13 protein-coding genes are annotated in these 17475 nt (G+C 70.7%); 5 read left to right on the plus strand and 8 right to left on the minus strand.

Annotated elements, in window-relative coordinates:
* Nucleotides 1-35 precede the first annotated feature (35 nt).
* Together KUM32_RS08675 and KUM32_RS08680 are read right to left on the minus strand one after the other, a co-directional pair.
* On the minus strand, nucleotides 36-788 hold the full coding sequence (locus tag KUM32_RS08675) for a GntR family transcriptional regulator (RefSeq protein ID WP_217141218.1): 753 nt from the start codon (nucleotides 786-788) through the stop codon (nucleotides 36-38).
* A gap of 146 nt (nucleotides 789-934) precedes the next feature.
* On the minus strand, nucleotides 935-2071 hold the full coding sequence (locus KUM32_RS08680) for a DUF4190 domain-containing protein (RefSeq protein WP_374227493.1): 1137 nt from the start codon (nucleotides 2069-2071) through the stop codon (nucleotides 935-937).
* 134 nt (nucleotides 2072-2205) lie between these two features.
* Between KUM32_RS08680 and KUM32_RS08685 the strand changes: the two genes are divergently transcribed.
* The gene (locus KUM32_RS08685) at nucleotides 2206-3402 is read left to right on the plus strand and encodes a serpin family protein (protein WP_217141219.1); all 1197 of its coding nucleotides are present in this window, start codon (nucleotides 2206-2208) and stop codon (nucleotides 3400-3402) included.
* A 12-nt stretch (nucleotides 3403-3414) separates the two neighbouring features.
* Here the strand turns inward: KUM32_RS08685 and KUM32_RS08690 are convergent, their stop codons facing one another.
* From KUM32_RS08690 to KUM32_RS08705, 4 genes are all read right to left on the minus strand, one after another.
* Nucleotides 3415-4995, minus strand: a complete 1581-nt coding sequence (locus KUM32_RS08690; protein WP_217141220.1) for a S8 family peptidase — start codon at nucleotides 4993-4995, stop codon at nucleotides 3415-3417.
* Between the two features lie 604 nt (nucleotides 4996-5599).
* Nucleotides 5600-6463, minus strand: a complete 864-nt coding sequence (locus KUM32_RS08695; protein ID WP_217141221.1) for a carbohydrate ABC transporter permease — start codon at nucleotides 6461-6463, stop codon at nucleotides 5600-5602.
* Complete coding sequence (locus KUM32_RS08700) at nucleotides 6460-7434, minus strand: carbohydrate ABC transporter permease (RefSeq protein WP_217141222.1); 975 nt, start codon at nucleotides 7432-7434, stop codon at nucleotides 6460-6462. Before KUM32_RS08700 ends, KUM32_RS08695 begins: the two co-directional genes overlap by 4 nt.
* A 94-nt stretch (nucleotides 7435-7528) precedes the next feature.
* Nucleotides 7529-8851, minus strand: a complete 1323-nt coding sequence (locus KUM32_RS08705; protein ID WP_217141223.1) for an ABC transporter substrate-binding protein — start codon at nucleotides 8849-8851, stop codon at nucleotides 7529-7531.
* A 278-nt stretch (nucleotides 8852-9129) separates the two neighbouring features.
* Here KUM32_RS08705 and KUM32_RS08710 point away from each other — a divergent pair, with 278 nt between their 5' ends.
* On the plus strand, nucleotides 9130-11553 hold the full coding sequence (locus KUM32_RS08710) for a glycoside hydrolase family 2 protein (RefSeq protein ID WP_217141224.1): 2424 nt from the start codon (nucleotides 9130-9132) through the stop codon (nucleotides 11551-11553).
* A complete protein-coding gene (locus KUM32_RS08715) occupies nucleotides 11550-12578 on the plus strand; it encodes a LacI family DNA-binding transcriptional regulator (RefSeq protein WP_217141225.1) in 1029 nt (342 codons plus the stop codon). Before KUM32_RS08710 ends, KUM32_RS08715 begins: the two co-directional genes overlap by 4 nt.
* A gap of 61 nt (nucleotides 12579-12639) precedes the next feature.
* On the opposite strand, the gene KUM32_RS08720 is transcribed toward KUM32_RS08715, so the two are convergent.
* Together KUM32_RS08720 and KUM32_RS08725 are read right to left on the minus strand one after the other, a co-directional pair.
* Nucleotides 12640-14316: a cellulase family glycosylhydrolase gene (locus KUM32_RS08720; protein WP_217141226.1), complete on the minus strand. Its 1677-nt coding sequence runs from the start codon at nucleotides 14314-14316 to the stop codon at nucleotides 12640-12642.
* A 648-nt stretch (nucleotides 14317-14964) separates the two neighbouring features.
* Nucleotides 14965-15498, minus strand: coding sequence for a hypothetical protein (locus KUM32_RS08725; RefSeq protein WP_217141227.1), 534 nt, complete (start codon nucleotides 15496-15498; stop codon nucleotides 14965-14967).
* Between the two features lie 399 nt (nucleotides 15499-15897).
* Between KUM32_RS08725 and KUM32_RS08730 the strand changes: the two genes are divergently transcribed.
* The gene (locus KUM32_RS08730) at nucleotides 15898-16455 is read left to right on the plus strand and encodes a hypothetical protein (RefSeq protein WP_374227494.1); all 558 of its coding nucleotides are present in this window, start codon (nucleotides 15898-15900) and stop codon (nucleotides 16453-16455) included.
* Entirely contained in the window at nucleotides 16452-17441 is a 990-nt protein-coding gene (locus KUM32_RS08735) for a hypothetical protein (protein WP_217141229.1), read from the plus strand. The genes KUM32_RS08730 and KUM32_RS08735 overlap by 4 nt, the downstream gene beginning before the upstream one ends.
* The last annotated feature ends 34 nt before the right edge of the window (nucleotides 17442-17475 follow it).

The raw sequence follows: 17475 nt of genomic DNA on the forward strand, positions 1-17475 counted from the left end.
ACCGGAGGGAGCTGCGAACTCCCCCGGCGGCGCCGCTACTTGACGGGCAGGTGGTACGCCACCCGGTACCGGTCGGCCGGCACCACCACGTCGGCCGTCTCGACCGCGCGGCCCGAGGCGTAGAACGTGCGCTGGACGACCAGGACCACGTGCCCCGGGACGCCGCCCAGCGTGAGCAGTTCCTCGGCGAGGCCGGGCCGGGCGCCGACCTCCTCGGTGACGTTGTCGACGACGACGTCGATGGCGGCCATCCGCTCGACGACCCCCATGCCGCCCAGCGGGCCCTCCTCGGGCAGCATCACCGGCGTGCGTCCCGTGAGGTCGAGCGGCTCCCAGGAGGTGGAGAGCATCATCGCCTCGCCGGCCTCGCGGAAGACGTACCGCGTGCACATCACCCGGTCACCGGGCTTGATCCCGAGCCGCTCGGCCACGGCGCCGCTCGCCTCGGCCTGCTCGCTGCGCGACTCCCACGTGCCGTGCGCCTCGCCGTCGGCCTGCTCCTGCCGGAAGGGGGTGGCGCCGCCGGCCGGCCGGTACCCGGAGCGGGCGATGCGCCGGGGCACGGGCCGCTCGCGCACATACGTCCCGGAACCGGAGCGGCCCTCGACCAGCCCCTCGGCCATCAGCACCTTGCGCGCCTCCAGGGCGACGGTGTCGGAGACGCCGTACTCCTCGCGGATCCGCGCCTGGGACGGGAGGCGGGTGTGGGGCGGCAGCAGGCCGTCGGTGATCTTCTTGCGGAGATCACCCGCGACACGCAGATACGCCGGCTGCTCACCGAATGTCACTGGCCGCTCCCATCAGTTGTACAGACAGCAAGAGCGTGGCAACCGTGGGATGTCCCAGGCAAGCAAAGGCCAGAGAATCACTCGATGTGATGACTTGTGGCCGGGAAGGGCATCACGCAGGCACTTTCTCCCCGCTGGCACCGCCGTCACACCTGTCTGCCCGGGCTCTCTCCCCCGCCGTCACCGCCCTCCTCGTACTCCGGACGGTTCGTGGCCAGACCCAGAGCCTCGCGGGCGGTCACCGTCGTGTCGGCCCCGAGCAGGTCGTACCCCTTGCCGTAGTGCTCGTAGAACGACTCGGGGTCGGTGGCCTTCGCCGCGAGGCCCCATTCCTCCTGAGCCGCCCTGAGGTCCTCGACCAGGTCGGCGACCGGCCGCTCGGCGCCGGCGGGCCACTCGTGCCTGTCCAGCATCCCGATCTCGCCCCTGAGCGCCTCCGACACCTGCCCCGCCCAGATCCGGTGGCCCGCGAAGTCGTCCTCGACGGCCTCCGCCGCGGGCGCCTCGTCCATGGCCCGGTTGAGGTAGCCCTCCGCCACCAGGTAGGCGTGCTGGTCCGGGTCGAGGCTCCTGCCGTCGTTGCGCAGTGAGCCCGTCAGCGTGGCCCGTTCGTCCGCGTTCCCGAACAGGCAGGTGACCTCCCGGTCGCCCGCGCGCCAGCTCTGCGCGGTCGGTGTCAGGTAGTAGACGTCGACGTCGACCGGCAGGGCCCACCGGTCCATGGCGTAGCCGTCCTGGAGCGCGTAGCACCGCTCGTCGGCGGTGCGCGTGATCTCCTCGTCGCCGGGGAAGGAACCGCCCGGCAGCTGGAAGGTGGCGAAGACCTCGCCGTCGTGCTCCGCCTCGCAGGACACCTCGTCGACGTCGTACGTCACGCCCTGCAGCGAGCCGCTGGGGGTGGTGAAGCACTGCCCCTTCTCGAGCGCGTAGGCGGTGCCCTCACCCCGCGCGGCGTCCTCGACGCCCTCCCAGAAGTCGGTGGCGGCGCCGGTGGAGAGCGTCACCACCCACAGGGCCAGCCCCACGGAGGACAGCACGGAACCGGCCACGGCGAACCCCTTGCCCCGTTCGCCCCTCCGCCTGATCTGGCCGAGGGCGACCAGTCCCAGCACGAGCCCGACGGCCGGCACGAAGCAGAGGACGCCGAGGACGAACGCGGCGATGGCGACCCCGTTGACGGGCGCCGGCCGGGGAGGGACGGACCCGTAGGGGTGGCCCCACGGGGGAGCGTACGGACCCTGGGGGTACGGCCCTTGGGGCCCCGGCGGTGGCGGCATGGACACGGGTACCGTGTGCTCCTGTTCAGGCGGTCGGGCGGGGTGCGGCGGACGGCCGGTCCCCGGAGTGCGGCACACGGGGTGCGGCTGCGGGACCGTACGGTCTGGCGCATCGTAAGCGCGGGGCGGAGGGGGGCGGCATGCGGGTCACCGGTGCGACGGTCCGGGCGGTGAACGGCCTCACCGCGCGCTGGGCGGCCACCACGAACGGCGGCACGGTGTTCTCCGCGGTGGGTGTGTGGCCGGTGCTCGCCCTCCTCGCGGACGGCGCGGCGGGCGCCGTACGGGCGGAACTGGAGGACGCGCTGGGCGTGAGCGCCGGCCGGGCGGCCGGCGCGGCCCGGGAACTGCTCGCCGGGCTCGGCTCCGTGCGCGGCACGGAGACGGCCCTGGGCCTGTGGACCAGGCGCACGCTGGAGTTGCGCGACGCGTGGGTGGCGGGGCTGCCCACCGGGACGCACGGGGTGCTCACGGGCGACACGGGAGCCGACCGGGAAGCGCTGGACGTGTGGGCGAAGCGGCGCACGGGCGGGCTGATCGAGCGGATGCCGGTGCGGGTGACGCCGGACACCGACCTGGTGCTGGCGAGCGCGCTGGCGCTGCGCACCCGGTGGCTGCGGCCCTTCCGGGAGACGTACCTCGCGCCGGAGAGCGGCCCCTGGGAGGGGCGTGAACTGCTGGGCCTGCACCGGGAGAGCGCACTGCTGGACCGGGTCGGCGTGGCGGACACGCCCCACGGCCACGTCACCGAGCTGAAGGTGCTGGGCGACACCGCCGTCGACGTCCATCTGCTGCTCGGCGAGGAGGGCATGCCCCCCGGACAGGTGCTCGGGGCGGGGATCGGCGTCCTCGCGCGTACGCATCCGGTGACACCGGGCTCCCGTCTGCCGTACGGCGAGGCGGGCCCCGGGCTCGGTGTCGGACGGGAGCGCACGGGGACGCCCCGGCCGCCGACGCTCGACGTGACGACGCCCGCGTACGCCGTGACGGCCGGCCACGACCTGCTGGAACGTCCGGAACTGTTCGGGCTCGCGTCGGCCGTGCGGGCCGTGCCCGGTCACTTCCCCGGCATCAGCCCGCACCCCCTGTGCGTCGAGGCGGCCCGGCAGTCCGCCCTGGCCCGGTTCGGCGCCCGGGGCTTCGAGGCCGCGGCGGTGACGGCGGTCGGCGCGATCGGATGCGCCGCGCCTCGTCCGCTCTGGCTGAGCACCACCGTCCGGGCCGTCCTCGACCGCCCCTTCGGGTTCCTCGCCGTGCACCGGCACACGCGCCTCGCCCTCGCGGCGGGCTGGGTCACCGACCCGGAGCCGTACCGCGAGGGCGGGTTCCTTCACTGAGCCGGGCCGCTGTCAGAACTGCAGGGCCCAGGCGTCGATCCGCCCGGTGTCCCTCGACGCGTTGTCGCTGACCCTCAGCTTCCACGTGCCGTTCGCGGTCTCCGAGGACGCGTTCACGGTGTACGTGGTGTTGATGTCGTCGGCGCTGCCGCCAGTGCCGTACGACTTGAGCGTGTACGCCGTGCCGTCCGGGGCGACCAGCTGGACCTGGAGGTCGCCGATGTAGGTGTGGACGATGTTCACCTCGACGGCCAGGGAGGAGGGCGCGCTGCCCGGGACGCCGGAGACGGTCACCGGGGACTCGACGGTGGCGTTGTCCCGGATGGTGTAGTCGCCGGTGTTCTCGAAGCGGTCACCGGGCGGGGGCGTCGTGCCGCCGTCGCCGACGTACAGCAGGCGGTTGGGCGAGCCGGTGCCCGGGTTCGTGACGACGCCGCTGGTGGCGGCGGACGTCAGCGCGGACGAGACCTGGGCGGGGGTGGCCGTGGGGTGGTCGGCCAGGTAGAGCGCGGCGGCGCCGGCGACATGCGGGCTCGCCATGGACGTGCCGGAGATGGTGTTGGTGGCCGAGTCGCCGCTGTTCCAGGCCGAGGTGATGGACGAGCCGGGCGCGAACAGGTCCAGGACCGAGCCGTAGTTGGAGTAGCTCGCGCGGGCGTCGCTCGACGTGGTGGCGCCGACCGTGATCGCCTCCGTCACCCGGGCCGGGGACTTGGTGGAGGCGTTGGTGGACTCGTTGCCGGCCGCGACGGCGAAGGTGATGCCGGAGGCGATGGCGTTGCGGACGGCCGTGTCCAGGACGCTGTCGGCGCCGCCGCCGAGGGACATGTTGGCGACGGCGGGCTTGACGGCGTTGCGGGCGACCCAGTCGATGCCGGCGACGACCTGGTCGGTGGTGCCGGAGCCGGAGTTGTCGAGCACCCGGACACCGACGACCTTCGCCTGCTTGGCCACGCCGTAGGAGCCGCCCGCGACGGTGCCGGCGACGTGGGTGCCGTGGCCGTGGCCGTCCTGGGCGGTGTTGTCGTTGTCGATGGCGTCGTAGCCGTAGGAGGCACGGCCTCCGAAGTCGGTGTGCGTGATGCGGACGCCGGTGTCGATGACGTACGCCGTCACGCCCTGCCCGGCGCTGTCCGGGTAGGTGTAGGAGTTGTCCAGCGGGCGGTTCTGCTGGTCGATGCGGTCCAGGCCCCAGGAGGGCGGGCTGGGCTGGGTGCCGGTGACGTGGAAGGTGCGGTTCTGGACCACGGAGGCGACGGCCGGGTCGGCGGCGAGACGCCTCGCCTCGGTCTGGGAGGCCTCGATCGCGTAGCCGTTGAGGGCCTTGGTGTACGTGCGCTCGATGTCGGCGCCGTGGCGCTCGGCGACGGCGCGGCCCTCGGCGGTACCGGCCTTCGCCTCGTCCGCCTTCAGGGTCACGATGTAGCTGCCGGGGACCGCGTTCGCCGCGTCCTCGTACTGGATGCTGCCCTCCGCCGCGGTGGCGGGCAGCGCGGAGACGAGGCCCGCGGCGAGGGCCGCGGTGGCCACGGCGCTGAGGGCGGCCAGTCTTCGCCGGGTGGTGCGGTGGGGGTGGTGACGCAGCACTGCCATGTGAGGGGTCCTCCTCAGTCGGTGGTGCGTGGTGGGGTTCTCGTGCACGCCGAGCAGACCGCCCCCATAAGGCATGATCATGTCAATTCTGGGGCGGCTTTGGTGCGTCAGCCGAAAGATTGACGGTTCCGGAGGAGATGCACAAGGGCGCCGCACGGACGTGCGACGCCCTCGGCCGTTCGAGCGGCCTCCCCGGCTGACGGAGGGGCAGCCGTCGAAGCCCGTCGCCCTGCTCCGCTTCTCCCACGCCTCGACGTCCGCACGGACCCGGTCGAGGCGGCCGGGAACCGCCCCGGCGCCGTCGTCGCCGAACGGCGGACGAACGTTCCGGGCCGCGCTGCAGGACGGCGGCGTGGCCGACGTCGTCGCCCGCGCCCGCCACCGGGAGACCGCCGACCCCGCGAACAGGGTGCTCGACGGGTGCGCCGACTCGGCGGACCGCTCCCCCGGCCGCGGCCGGGTGCCCCGCCCCCGGCGTCCGGCGGGCCCTCACCCGCCTGACCGACGGGACCGGCCGCCACGCCGGCACCCGGACATCCCGCGCGAACCGATCGACGGCGCGACGGGGCGCTGCCCCGTGCCCCGTGCCCCGGCATACGGCGCGCTACTTCGTCGCTCCCTGCGCGAACCCGTTGTAGATGTAGCGCTGCAGGAACAGGAAGACCACCAGGGTCGGGACGATCACGAGGATGGCTCCGGCCGAGATGTTCTCCCAGTGCGCGCCGAACGGCCCCTTGAACCGGAACAGGGCCGTGGACATGGTGCCCAGCTCCTCTGACGGCATGTAGAGGAAGGGGATGTAGAAGTCGTTGTACGTGGTGATGCCCTTGATGATCACCACGGTGGCGATCGCCGGCTTCAGCAGCGGGAAGATGATCTTCCGGTAGATGGTGAAGGCGTTGGCCCCGTCGAGCCGCGCGGCCTCGTCCAGGGACGTGGGAATGCCCCGGATGAACTGCAGGAAGATGTAGATCGACACGATGTCGGTGCCCATGTAGAGCAGGATGGGCGCCCAGCGGGTGTCGAACAGGCCGAAGCTGTTGACGACCTGGAAGGTGGCGACCTGGGTGGTCACCCCAGGGACCAGGGTGGCGATCAGGAACAGGGCCATGACCAGCTTCTTGAAGCGGAAGTCGAAGCGGTCGATCGCGTACGCCGTCATCGAGCCGATGAGCACGGTGCCGGTGATGGAGAACAGCAGGATGAAGGCCGTGTTGCCGAAGGCCGTCAGCATGTGGCCGTCGCTGAACGCGGTGGCGTAGTTGGAGAAGTTCAGCCAGTCGTCCGGCAGGGCGAGCGCGCCCTGGCCGTCCGCTATCTCGTCGTAGGACTTCAGGGAGGTCAGGAACACCACGACGAGCGGGAGCAGCACCACCAGCGAGGCGACGACCAGGGACAGGTACGTCAGCGTGGTCGCGATGCCGAGCCGGCGCCGCGACCGCTGCTCGGGAGGGGCGGTGATGGTCATACGAGGTCCACCTTCTCGTCGGGCACGAGGCGGCGCTGGATCCAGGTGATCAGCAGGATGATCGCCAGGAGCACCACCGCGCAGGCCGAGGCCAGGCCGGTCTTGTTGAACTGGAACGCGAACTTCACCGTCTGGATGACGAAGGTCGAGGTACCGGTCGCGCCGCCGGTCATGATGTACGGGATCTCGAAGACGGACAGGGAGCCGGAGATCGCCAGGATGACGCTGAGGCTCAGCACCGGCCGGATGCTCGGCGCGATGATGTGCCGGAACTGCTGCCACCGGCTCGCGCCGTCGAGCTGGGCCGCCTCGTAGAGCTCGCCCGGGATCGACTGGATGGCGCCGAGGAACAACACGAAGTTGAGGCCGGTGAAGCGCCATACGGACACGCCCGCGAGGGACGTGTTGGCCGACTCCGGACTGCCCAGCCAGGCGTGGTCGGTGCCGACGCCGAACCAGGACAGGACCGAGTCGAGCGTGCCGCCGTCCTGGAAGAAGTACAGGAAGACGAAGCCGATCGCGACCCCGTTGATCAGGTAGGGGAAGAACAGGATGCCCTTGAACAGGTTCCTGAAGCGCAGGTCGAAGCTGAGGATGGTGGCGAAGTACAGGGCGATCGCGACCTGCACGAACGACGCCGCCAGGTAGTAGAGGCTCACCGCGAAGACCCGGAACAGCTCGGGCCGGGTGAACAGCTCGGTGTAGTTCTCGGTGCCGACGAAGTTCCGCTCGGGGCTGACGCCGTCCCAGTCGGTGAAGCTGTAGTAGAGCATGTTGCCCACGGGCACGTAGGTGAACGTGACCAGCAGGGCGAGGGGAGCGAGGAGGAACAGCCACGGGGTCACGCGGCGCAACGGCTGGTGCCGCCAGGACGTGCCGCCCCGCGCGCGCTGCCGGGAGGGTTGTTTGCCGGTCCGGCCCGGCTCGGCGGCCGGAGCGGGCGGTGATGCGGTGGATGCGGTTCGGGTCATTGCGGAGCCAGGGCCTTTCGTCGTCCGCTGAGGGCGCTGCTACGCCGGGTCCCGGTCAGGGGGCCGGAAAGGCCGGGACCCGGCGGGCGACGGTTCAGGAGCCGGCGGTCTGCCGAGCCTCGGACCAGCGCTTGTTCAGTTCGTCGAAGTAGTCCTCGCGTGATCCGTCCACGGCCCCGCGGGCGATGTCGATCAGCTTCTGCCGGTAGTCGGGCTTGGCCAGGCCGATCTCGGAGGCGTTGTCGATGGCGTTGACCTCGGCCGTCTTGGCCTCGGAACGCTCCACCATCTTGACATCGTTGTCAACATAGCCCTTGAGCGTGGTCGGCATCGCCTCGGCCTTCAGGGCGGAGACGGCGCCCTCCTTGGTCGCGTAACCGGACTTCTCGGTGAACCAGTCGATCCAGGCCCGGGCCGCGCTCTTGTGGTCGGAGTGGATGTTGACGGCCTGCTGGTAGTCCGAGACCAGGGTGGCGCAGAACTTGCCGCCCTGCTGCGCCGGGACGGGCATGAAGCCGATGTCGTCGGGGTTCTTGCCGGCCTTCTCGGCCGCGTCCCGCATCTGGTTGATCGCCCAGGAACCGAGCATCATGCTGCCGACCTCACCCTTGGCCAGGAGGGTCTTGGAGCTCTCCCAGTTGGTGGTGGCCGGGTCCTTCTCGGACAGCTTCTCGTGGACGATGTCGTGGAGCAGGCCGTCGAGCGCGTTCAGCTCGGTGCCCTCACCCCAGGGCTTGTCCATCTCGGCCAGCTTGTCGGAGGCCTGGCTGTCACAGCTCACCGAGCCGATGCTGTTGGTCCACGGACTGCTGAGCGGCCAGCCGTCCTTGAAGTTCGTGTAGTAGGGGGTGGCGCCGGTCTTCTCCTTGACCGCCTTGAGGTCGTCGAGGAACTGCTGGGCGGTGGTCGGCCAGTCGGTGATGCCGGCCTTCTTCCACAGCGCCTTGTTGTAGGCGAAGCCGTTGGCGGTGCCGAAGGTGGCGATGCCGTACGTCTTGCCGCCGACGTCGGTCTTGTCGGTGAAGCGGTAGGTGTCCTTCATCGAGGCGGTGTCGCCGAGCGGGGCGAAGAACTTGGGGTAGTCCCCCTTCGCCACCACCGCCGGGATCAGCAGGACGTCGCCGTAGTCCTCCGTGTTCATGCGGATCTTGACCTCGCCCTCGTAGTCGGTGAGGGCCTCGAACTTGACCTTCACCTTGGGGTAGGTCTTGTTGAAGTCTTCCGCGTACTTCTTCATGGTGCCGTCCTGCACCAGGTCGGTGCGGTTGGTCAGGACGGTGATGTCGCCCGAGACGCCGTCCGGGTTGACCGGCGCGGCGGCCGTCTCGTCAGCGTTCGGGCTCCCTCCTCCGCTGCACCCCGCGACGGTCAGCATCGCGGTGGTGAGCAGAGCGACGCTCAGCGTCTTCTTCCCCATGTGCCCAGCTCCTTCCAAGGACTACGGCTCGGGCTCCGGTGGTTGACGGCGACTATGTCAGCCGACGGTGAACCGGTAAAGCTTCTCTCTCAGCCGCGATACTTAATCGTTACCTGCATCAAGGCGTCGAGGTCGGAACCACCCCTTCCAACTGCACACCTACAGGAATTCGCCCTGAACACCTGCCGAAACACAGGGCTAGACCGGTTCACCACCGGGGGTTTAGGTTGAGCTGCGTTGTACACGAAACCGGGCCCGTCCTGCCGAAGGAGCCGCACATGAAGGAAGTTGTCCAGCTCACCGAGGGCTGGGGCCTTCGCCACAGTGAGAACCTGCTGCCCGCCCAGGTGCCCGGCTGCGTCCACACCGACCTGCTCACGGCCGGCCTGATCCCGGACCCCTTCATCGGCGCCAACGAAGCGGAGGTGGCCTGGGTCGGACAGCGGGCCTGGAGCTACGTCCGCGACCTCGCCGCCGCCGACACGGACCGGGCGGGGCACGAGCGGACCGACCTGGTCTTCGACGGCCTGGACACGGCCGCGGTGGTCACGCTGGACGGGCGGGAGCTGGGCCGTACCCGCAACATGCACCGCCGCTACCGCTTCGACGTCACCGGCCTCAGCGGGCCCCTGCACGTCGATTTCGCCTCCGCCTACGACGAGGCCGAGTCGGTGCGCGCGCTGACGGGTGACCGCCCCAACGTCTACCCCGAGCCCTTCCAGTACATCCGCAAGATGGCGTGCAGCTTCGGCTGGGACTGGGGCCCCACCCTGGTGACCGCCGGCATGTGGCGGCCGGTGCGGCTGGAGCGCTGGTCGACGGCCCGCCTGGCCGAGGTGCGTCCACTGGTGACGGTCGCCGACGGCACCGGCCGCGTGGAGGTGCGCGTCGGCATCGAACGCACGGCGCAGGGGGCGGACCGCCCCCTCGCCGTGCGCGCCACGGTGGGCGGCGTGCGGGCCCGGACCTCGGTGGACGGGAACCAGGCCGTGCTGACGCTCGACGTGCCCGACGTGTCCCTGTGGTGGCCGCGCGGGTACGGCGAGCAGCCCCTGTACGACATGGAGCTGGTCCTCGTCGACGAGGGGTCCGAGGAGCGACCGCTGGACTCCTGGCACCGGCGGATCGGCTTCCGGGAGGTGGTCCTCGACCGCTCCGAGGACGAGCACGGCACCGGCTTCACCCTCGTCGTCAACGGCGTACGCGTCTTCGCCCGGGGCGTGAACTGGATCCCGGACGACGTCTTCCCCTCCCGGATCACGCCCGAGCGTTACCGCACCCGGCTGCGGCAGGCGGCCGACGCGGGCGTGGACCTGGTGCGCATCTGGGGCGGCGGGATCTACGAGGACGACGCCTTCTACGACGCCTGTGACGAGCTGGGCCTGATGGTCTGGCAGGACTTCCTCTTCGCCTGCGCCGCCTACCCCGAGGAGCAGCCGCTGCGCGGCGAGGTCGAGGCAGAGGCGCGAGACAACGTTGTCCGACTGATGCCGCACCCGAGCCTGGTGGTGTGGAACGGCAACAACGAGAACCTGTGGGGCTTCCGCGACTGGGACTGGGAGCCCGAGCTCGGCGGGGACTCCTGGGGCGAGGGCTACTACCTGGGGCTGCTCCCCCGGATCGTCGCCGAACTCGACCCCACCCGCCCCTACACCGCGGGCAGCCCCTGGTCCGGCTCGTGGGACCACCACCCCAACGACCCGGCCCACGGCACCTACCACTCGTGGGAGGTCTGGAACCGCCGGGACTACGCCGAGTACCGCGACTCGGTGCCCCGCTTCGTATCGGAGTTCGGCTGGCAGGCCCCGCCCGCGCTGACGACCCTGCGGCGCGCGCTGCCCGGCGAGCGGCTCGCTCCGGACTCCCCCGGCATGCTGCACCACCAGAAGGCGGAGGACGGCAACGGCAAGCTGAACCGGGGCCTGGAGCGCCACTTCGACCTGCCCGGGGACGACTTCGACCGCTGGCACTACCTCACCCAGGTGGTGCAGGCCCGCGCCATCGCCACCGGGATCGAGCACTGGCGCTCGCACTGGCCGGTGTGCGCCGGCACGGTGGTCTGGCAGCTCAACGACTGCTGGCCGGTCAGCTCCTGGTCGGCCGTCGACGGCGACGGCCGGCTCAAGCCGCTCTACCACGAGCTGCGCCGGGTCTACGCCGACCGCCTCCTCACCCTCCAGCCCGCGCCCGACGGCCCGGTGCTCGCGGTGGTCAACCAGGGCGCCGAGCCCTGGCGGGCGCGCGTGACCCTGCGCCGGATGCGGGCGGACGGCACCGCGGTGGCGGAGCAGACCCTCGACGTGAGCGTCGCGGCACGTTCGGTGCACCGGCAGGCCGTGCCGGAGGCGCTGGCACCCGACGAGCAGTCGGCCAAGGAGTTCCTCGTCGCCGACTGCGGCGAACTGCGCGCCCTGCACTTCCCCGTCGTCGACAAGGAGTTCGCCTACCCCGCTCCGCGCTACGACGTCGCTGTGGAGTCCCCGGTGAGCAGCGGTGGGGATAGTGTTGAGGTCGTGGTGACAGCACACACCCTGGTACGCGACCTCCTGCTGCAGGCCGACCGGCTCGGGCCGGACACCGTCTGTGACACCGGACTGCGTACGCTGCTGCCCGGTGAGCAGGCCCGTCTGCGGGTGCGGGGAGCGGCCGAGACGGGAGCCAACGCCGTACGCGCGGCCCTCTTCTGCGTGGAACCGGCGTGAGCGCACCCTCGGAACGCGTCACCATCAAGGACGTCGCCGCGGCCGCCGGGGTGTCCAAGGGTGCCGTGTCCCTGGCGTTCAACCACAAACCCGGGGTTTCCGAGGCCACCCGGGAGCGGATCTTCGCCGCGGCCCGGCAGCTGGGATGGGCGCCGAACTCCTCGGCCCGCAGCCTGTCCCGGCAGTCGGTCGACACCATCGGGCTGGCCATCTGCCGGCCCGCCCGCCTGCTCGGCCTCGAACCCTTCTACATGGAGTTCATCTCCGGCATCGAGAGCGTGCTCGCCGAGCGCGACTGCTCCCTGCTGCTGCGCCTGGTCGGCTCCCTGGAGGAGGAGATCCTGCTGCAGGAGCGCTGGTGGAGGGAGCGCCAGATAGGAGGCTCGATCCTGGTCGACTTCCACCAGGAGGATCCTCGTATCGCTCCCTTGCGGGGGCTCGGCCTTCCCGCCGTGGCGGTCGGTCATCCCAGTCTCACCGGGGGGTTCCCCTCGGTGTGGACCGATGACGCCGCCGCCGTCGTGGAGGCGGTGCGCTACCTGGCGGCCCTCGGGCACCGGCGCATCGCGCGCGTGGGCGGCCCCACCGGACTGGGGCACAGCGCCATCCGCGCGGTCGCGTTCGAGGAGACCATGGAGCAACTCGGCCTCGAGGGCGGCCTGCACGTCGAAACGGGTTTCTCCGGTGAGGAGGGCGCCCGCGCCACGCGCTCCCTGCTGCTGTCCGCCGAGCGGCCCACGGCGATCCTCTACGACAACGACATCATGGCGGTCGCGGGACTGGGCGTGGCCGCCGAGATGGGCGTCTCCGTGCCGGACGATCTGTCCCTGCTGGCCTGGGACGACTCCCAGCTGTGCCGGCTGACCCATCCGACGCTGTCGGCGATGAGTCACGACGTGCACGGGTTCGGGGCCCAGGTGACGCGGGTGCTGTTCGAGGTGCTCGCCGGTCACGAGGTCCGGTCCCAGCCCGTGGCGACGCCGTCGCTGGTGCCGAGGGCGTCGACGGCCTCACCGCGTGCGTGACGAGCGGACGCAGGGGTGAGGGGGCGCGGCCGGCTGCCACGCCCCCTCACCCCTTGTCGTGTCAGGAGCCGCAGGTCTGGCCGTTGAGGGCGAAGGCGGTGGGGATGCCGTTGCCGCCCGAGGAGGAGCCGTTGAGGCCGAAGCTCACCGAACCGCCCGCGGGGATCGTCCGGGTCCACGCCTCGTGGGTCGCCCGCACCGTGCCGCCCTGCTGGGTCGCCCGGGCGTTCCAGACCGAGTTGATCTTCTGGGCGCCGGGGAAGTCGAAGACCAGCTCCCAACCGTCGACGGCCTTGTCGGAGCGGTTGCGGATGGTGACGTCGGCGTTGAAGGAGCTGCCCCAGTCACTCAGCCGGTACTCGACGGAGCAGGCTCCGACAACGTTGTCGTCGGTCGTGGCGGTGACCGTCGCCGACCGCGGGGAACGGTTGCCGGCCGCGTCCCGGGCGTAGACCGCGAAGGTGTACGTGGTGTCCGCGGCCAGACCGGTGACCGTGGCCGTCGTCGTGGGGGTGGAGGCGGCGACGGTCTCCTGACCGCCTTCGACGCGTACGACGTCGTAGCCGCTCACCCCGGTGTTGTCCGTGGCCGCCGGCCAGGTCAGCCGGACGCTGTCGGCCGTGACCCCGGTCACGGCCGGGGTGCCGGGGGCGGTGGGGGCGGTGGTGTCGTCGTTTCCGGTGCCCGCGAAGACGCTGGCTTCCCTGGCGGTGGCCTTGATGCCGTTGGTGCCGTTGAAGAGGCGTTGCCCCCAGGCGGTGAGCCTGCTCCGGTCGAAGTTCTGCACCAGGTCGAGGTACTCGACCCCGGAGCCGTTGCCGCTCCAGGACCAGCCGAGGTACCCGACGCCGCGGGACTCGGCGGTGGCCATGATGGCGTCCTCGTCGGGGTTGCCGTCGGAGTGCATGTCACCGAACTCGCCCACGACGACGGGGAGTCCGGCGGACACATAGCGGCCCAGGTAGTCGCTGACCTCGGCCGGGGTGTCGTAGACGCCGTACATGTGGATGTCGAAGAGGGTGTTGCGGTCGGGGTCGGCGGCCATCACCGCGGCCGCGTTGTCGCGCATGGTGAAGGACCAGTCCTGGCCCCAGTTGGGCGCGTCGACCATGAGGGTGTGGTCGATGCCCGCCGCCCTCATCCGTCCGATGGCCGTCTTGGTGTCGGCGGTCCAGGCGCCGTAGTGGGAGTTGCCGTACGGCTCGTTGCCGATGTTGACGATGACGTACTTCTCCTGGCCGACGAGGGCGTCCTTGACGCCGAGCCAGTAGTCCACGGCTCTGGACAGCGGGACGGCGGCGCCCGCTTCGCCGTAACCGGTGGTGTCGTGTGCCTCCAGAACGCAGACCAGGCGGTTCTCCTTGCACTCGGCGACGACGTGCGCGACGTCGGCGGCGTCGTTGCGGGTCCACTGGTCGCCGGTGGCGAGCACCACCCGTACGGAGTTGGCGCCCAGGGCCTTGATGTCGCTCAGGGCCTGGTCGGTGCGGTCGGGGTACCACGCGTGGGCGTGGTTGACGCCGCGCATCACGAAGTCCTTGCCGTTGGCGTCGAGAAGACGGCCCGCGCTGATGTGGAACCCCGGTGTGTCGGCGGCCTGGGCGTCGGCCTGTGTCTGGGCGTCGGCCTGTGTCTGGGCCACGGCCTGCGTCTGGGCCTGCGCCTGTGGTGCGACCGCGAGCAGTGACGCGCACACGGCGATCGCCGTGCCCGCGGCTGCGGCCAGCTTCTTCTTCATGGTGAGTCTCCCGGCTCTGGGGCGGCCGTCCCGGTCCGTCTCACCGACGGGCCTTTGGGCACGCACGTGTCCCTGTGCGATGGTGTCGAGCGCGCTCGGCCGACGTGCACGGCCGGCGGGTGGTCCGATGCGGTCTGCCGCGTTCTGCCTGGTGCGCAACGATGGTCCGCCGGGGGCGGTGCACGAACGGGACGGGCCGGAGGCCTGTGGCGTCCGGCCGCGGCGGAGCAGCGACCAGGCATGTGCGTCTCTTTCGTCCAAAGGAAGACGGCGCGTCGGCTTGTGGCACGGCAGGCGGGCAGCCGCCCGCGCACGGTGAGCGGCCCCACGCTGCCGGGCGGCTTCCGGCAACGGGTCCGTACGGAGGACGTTCTCGCGGCGTTCACCCGGACAGGCCCTGTCCGTCGCCTGCCTGTACCGGTTAATTGAAAGGGACCGTAGAGACAGGCGCTTCGAGTGTCAATCACTCGCGCAGCACCCTTTTTTGCTGCTGGAGGCCGGTGCTTGCGGGCGCGACGGGGAGGAACAGCGGGTTTAGCGGTTTAGTTGCCCAGCGGTTCGGTTGCCGGTGGGCCGACGGGAGACGAACGAGCTGGTCCGGAGGAGGACATCCGGCAGACCGCGGCAACGGCACCGCCGGTCGCCCTCCTACTTGATGAGGGCATTGGCCACCACGACGACCAGGCCCAGCAGCGCGTCCGCCATGCCGATCCTCAAGGCGGAGCCCCAGGTGCGGCCTCCGGCGCGGGCGGCGAGCAGTCCCCAGGCGAACAGCAGCACCACGTTCACGGCGAAAGCCACGTACTCGATGTCCGGCGAGGACCACCAGCCCCACCCCGCGCCGAGCAGCAGGATCATCGTCGGTGCCGTCGCCAGGACCAACGGCCACTCGGACAGCAGCAGGCGTGCCACCACGCGCACACCGTGAACGGTCTGGTCACCGCGCCGGGCGATCAGATGGGCGTAGCCGTGCGCCAAGGCCGAGGCGACGGCCGTGACCGCGAGCCACTGCGCGCTGCTGAGCCGGGCGGCGGGCGCGGTCGCGCCCTGGTCGGTGAGGGCGGCCACCATGGAACTGGCCAGCACCGCCCCGTACACGCCGCCGAACAGCACATGGGGACGCGCTGCCCAGTGACGCAGCGCGCGGGCGGACTGGCGTAGGCGCGGGGACGAGCGGGGCATGGGCACGTGGTCCTCGAACGGATACGGAGATCGACTGTGGCCCGCCGGTTCTGGCGGCCCACGAACCGATTCCACCCGACGAGGGTCACGGACGCCATCCGCCGGGGCTCGCCCACCTGCCGGCCGACGGGCTGGAGCGCTCCCCCCGAACGACCGGAACCGGCCTGCCGGGTGGCGGGCGTCCCCAGCAGACAGACGGGGCTTCTCCTCCAGCATCTTCACCATGCGTCGTGCAAGGCCATACGACGGGGAGCACCTCGAGGCTGTTGACGTGGAGGGCTACTTCCCGACTCGCTGCGGGGGTCGGTGGTCCTGCCACGTGTTCACGCATTCGGTCCACGCGTCACCGAGAGATCCATTAGGTTGACTCTGCGTTCACCATCTGCCCAAAGGGTCCCTATGTCACCGCTACCCGCATTCGATCCCGTCACGGAGTGCCCTCCCCCGGGCAGGTTTCCGCTGACCTGGGACGAAGTCGAGTCCGAACTGGTGAAGGCGGCGTACTTCGCGGACTCGTCCACGCGCGGCCACCTCTTCGAAGAGCTGAAGACCCACTACGCAATGGTGGACCTCACCACCGGAGCAGTGGGTCGGCTATGGCTCGCCGGAAGCTTCGTCAGCGGCAAGGTGGATCCCGAGGACGTCGACGTCACCTACCTCATACCTCCGGATGCATACGCCCGGGCGATGGCGGACGCCGACACGATTGACTACCTTGACAATCTGGGTACCAAGGACTGGTGTATGCGCCACGCCATGCGAGTGGACGCATATGTCCTGTGCCTTCCCAAGACGGAGGACTTCCGTTCCCTGGGGGTGACTGGGGCCATGGCACCCAGCGACCACAAGGTCTTCGAAAGCCTCGGGGTCTATGACGAGGTCTGGCAGCGCTGCCGGAGCGGGCAGAACGGCATCCCCGAAAGGGCCCGGCGAGGATATGTGGAGGTGCTGCTGTGAACAGCCCGCAGAACCTGCCCGATCCCTCGGACAAGGAGGCCCTGAGGGCCTGGATGCAGGCCCACCGTGTCAAAGCAGACGGTCGCCGTCCGGTGCGGTCGGCGGACGAATTCGCCGCGGCACAGCGGCGCAAGCTGCTGGAAACCGTGGGCTGGGCGACCGGCAGTACCGAAGCCGGTACGGCCCCGCGATCGCTCCGGCTGGCTCTCGAAGGGACGCCCGTCCGGGAACATCGCGTGGAGTCGTCCGTACTCGGACAGTGGCTGACCGTCTTCCAGGAGGCCGTCACCACCGTCGCCCACGCCCTCGACGAGAGTCGCCCCACACACGACTACGGCCCGTTGCCGCACGCGGTCCGAAAAGCAACACGGCTCTACGCCGCAGCGACCTTTCCCTCGTCGTACGGCATGGTCCTGGAGGAAGCGCCGACGGACGAGGACGAGCTGCCGCTACCGGGGGTGGCCTCGACGGAGTCGTTGCTGGACCGCGCGATGGGAACCGTCCTTGACATCACCGACCGGGCGGAGGCAGGCCCGGGAGCGATCGACGCGGTGATCGAAACAGCGCTGCCCTTGGGTGGGCGGGTCTTCAACCGTCTTGCCGACCTGACGGAAGTACTCGCTGACTCGGGCACCGATGTCAGCCTGACCTGGAGTTCGCCGTACAACGGTGTGCGCGCATCCCGTCTCGGCTCGGGAAACGCCCAGCGGTGCCGGGACGCGCTGCGCGCCGCGCAGCCCGAGGAGCACTCGGAGCGGCTGGCGGGCAGGCTCGTCGGCGGCAGCGTGCTGCGGGGAACGGTGGAGATCGAGACGGCCGACCGGGGCGTCATCACGGCGCGCGTGAATCACGAGGTCACCAGCCTGCTGAGTGCCTTCGCGAACCGTCGGATCACCGCCGAGGTCCTCGTGTCAACCGTCCGCTCACCGCACGGGCGCGAGCACCAGAGCTATGTCGTCCTCAACTTGGCCCTGCACACGGGCTGACACCGGGTTCTCGCGATCAGTCGACTGCGCACTC

It is taken from the genome of Streptomyces sp. AC627_RSS907, assembly GCF_019049165.1.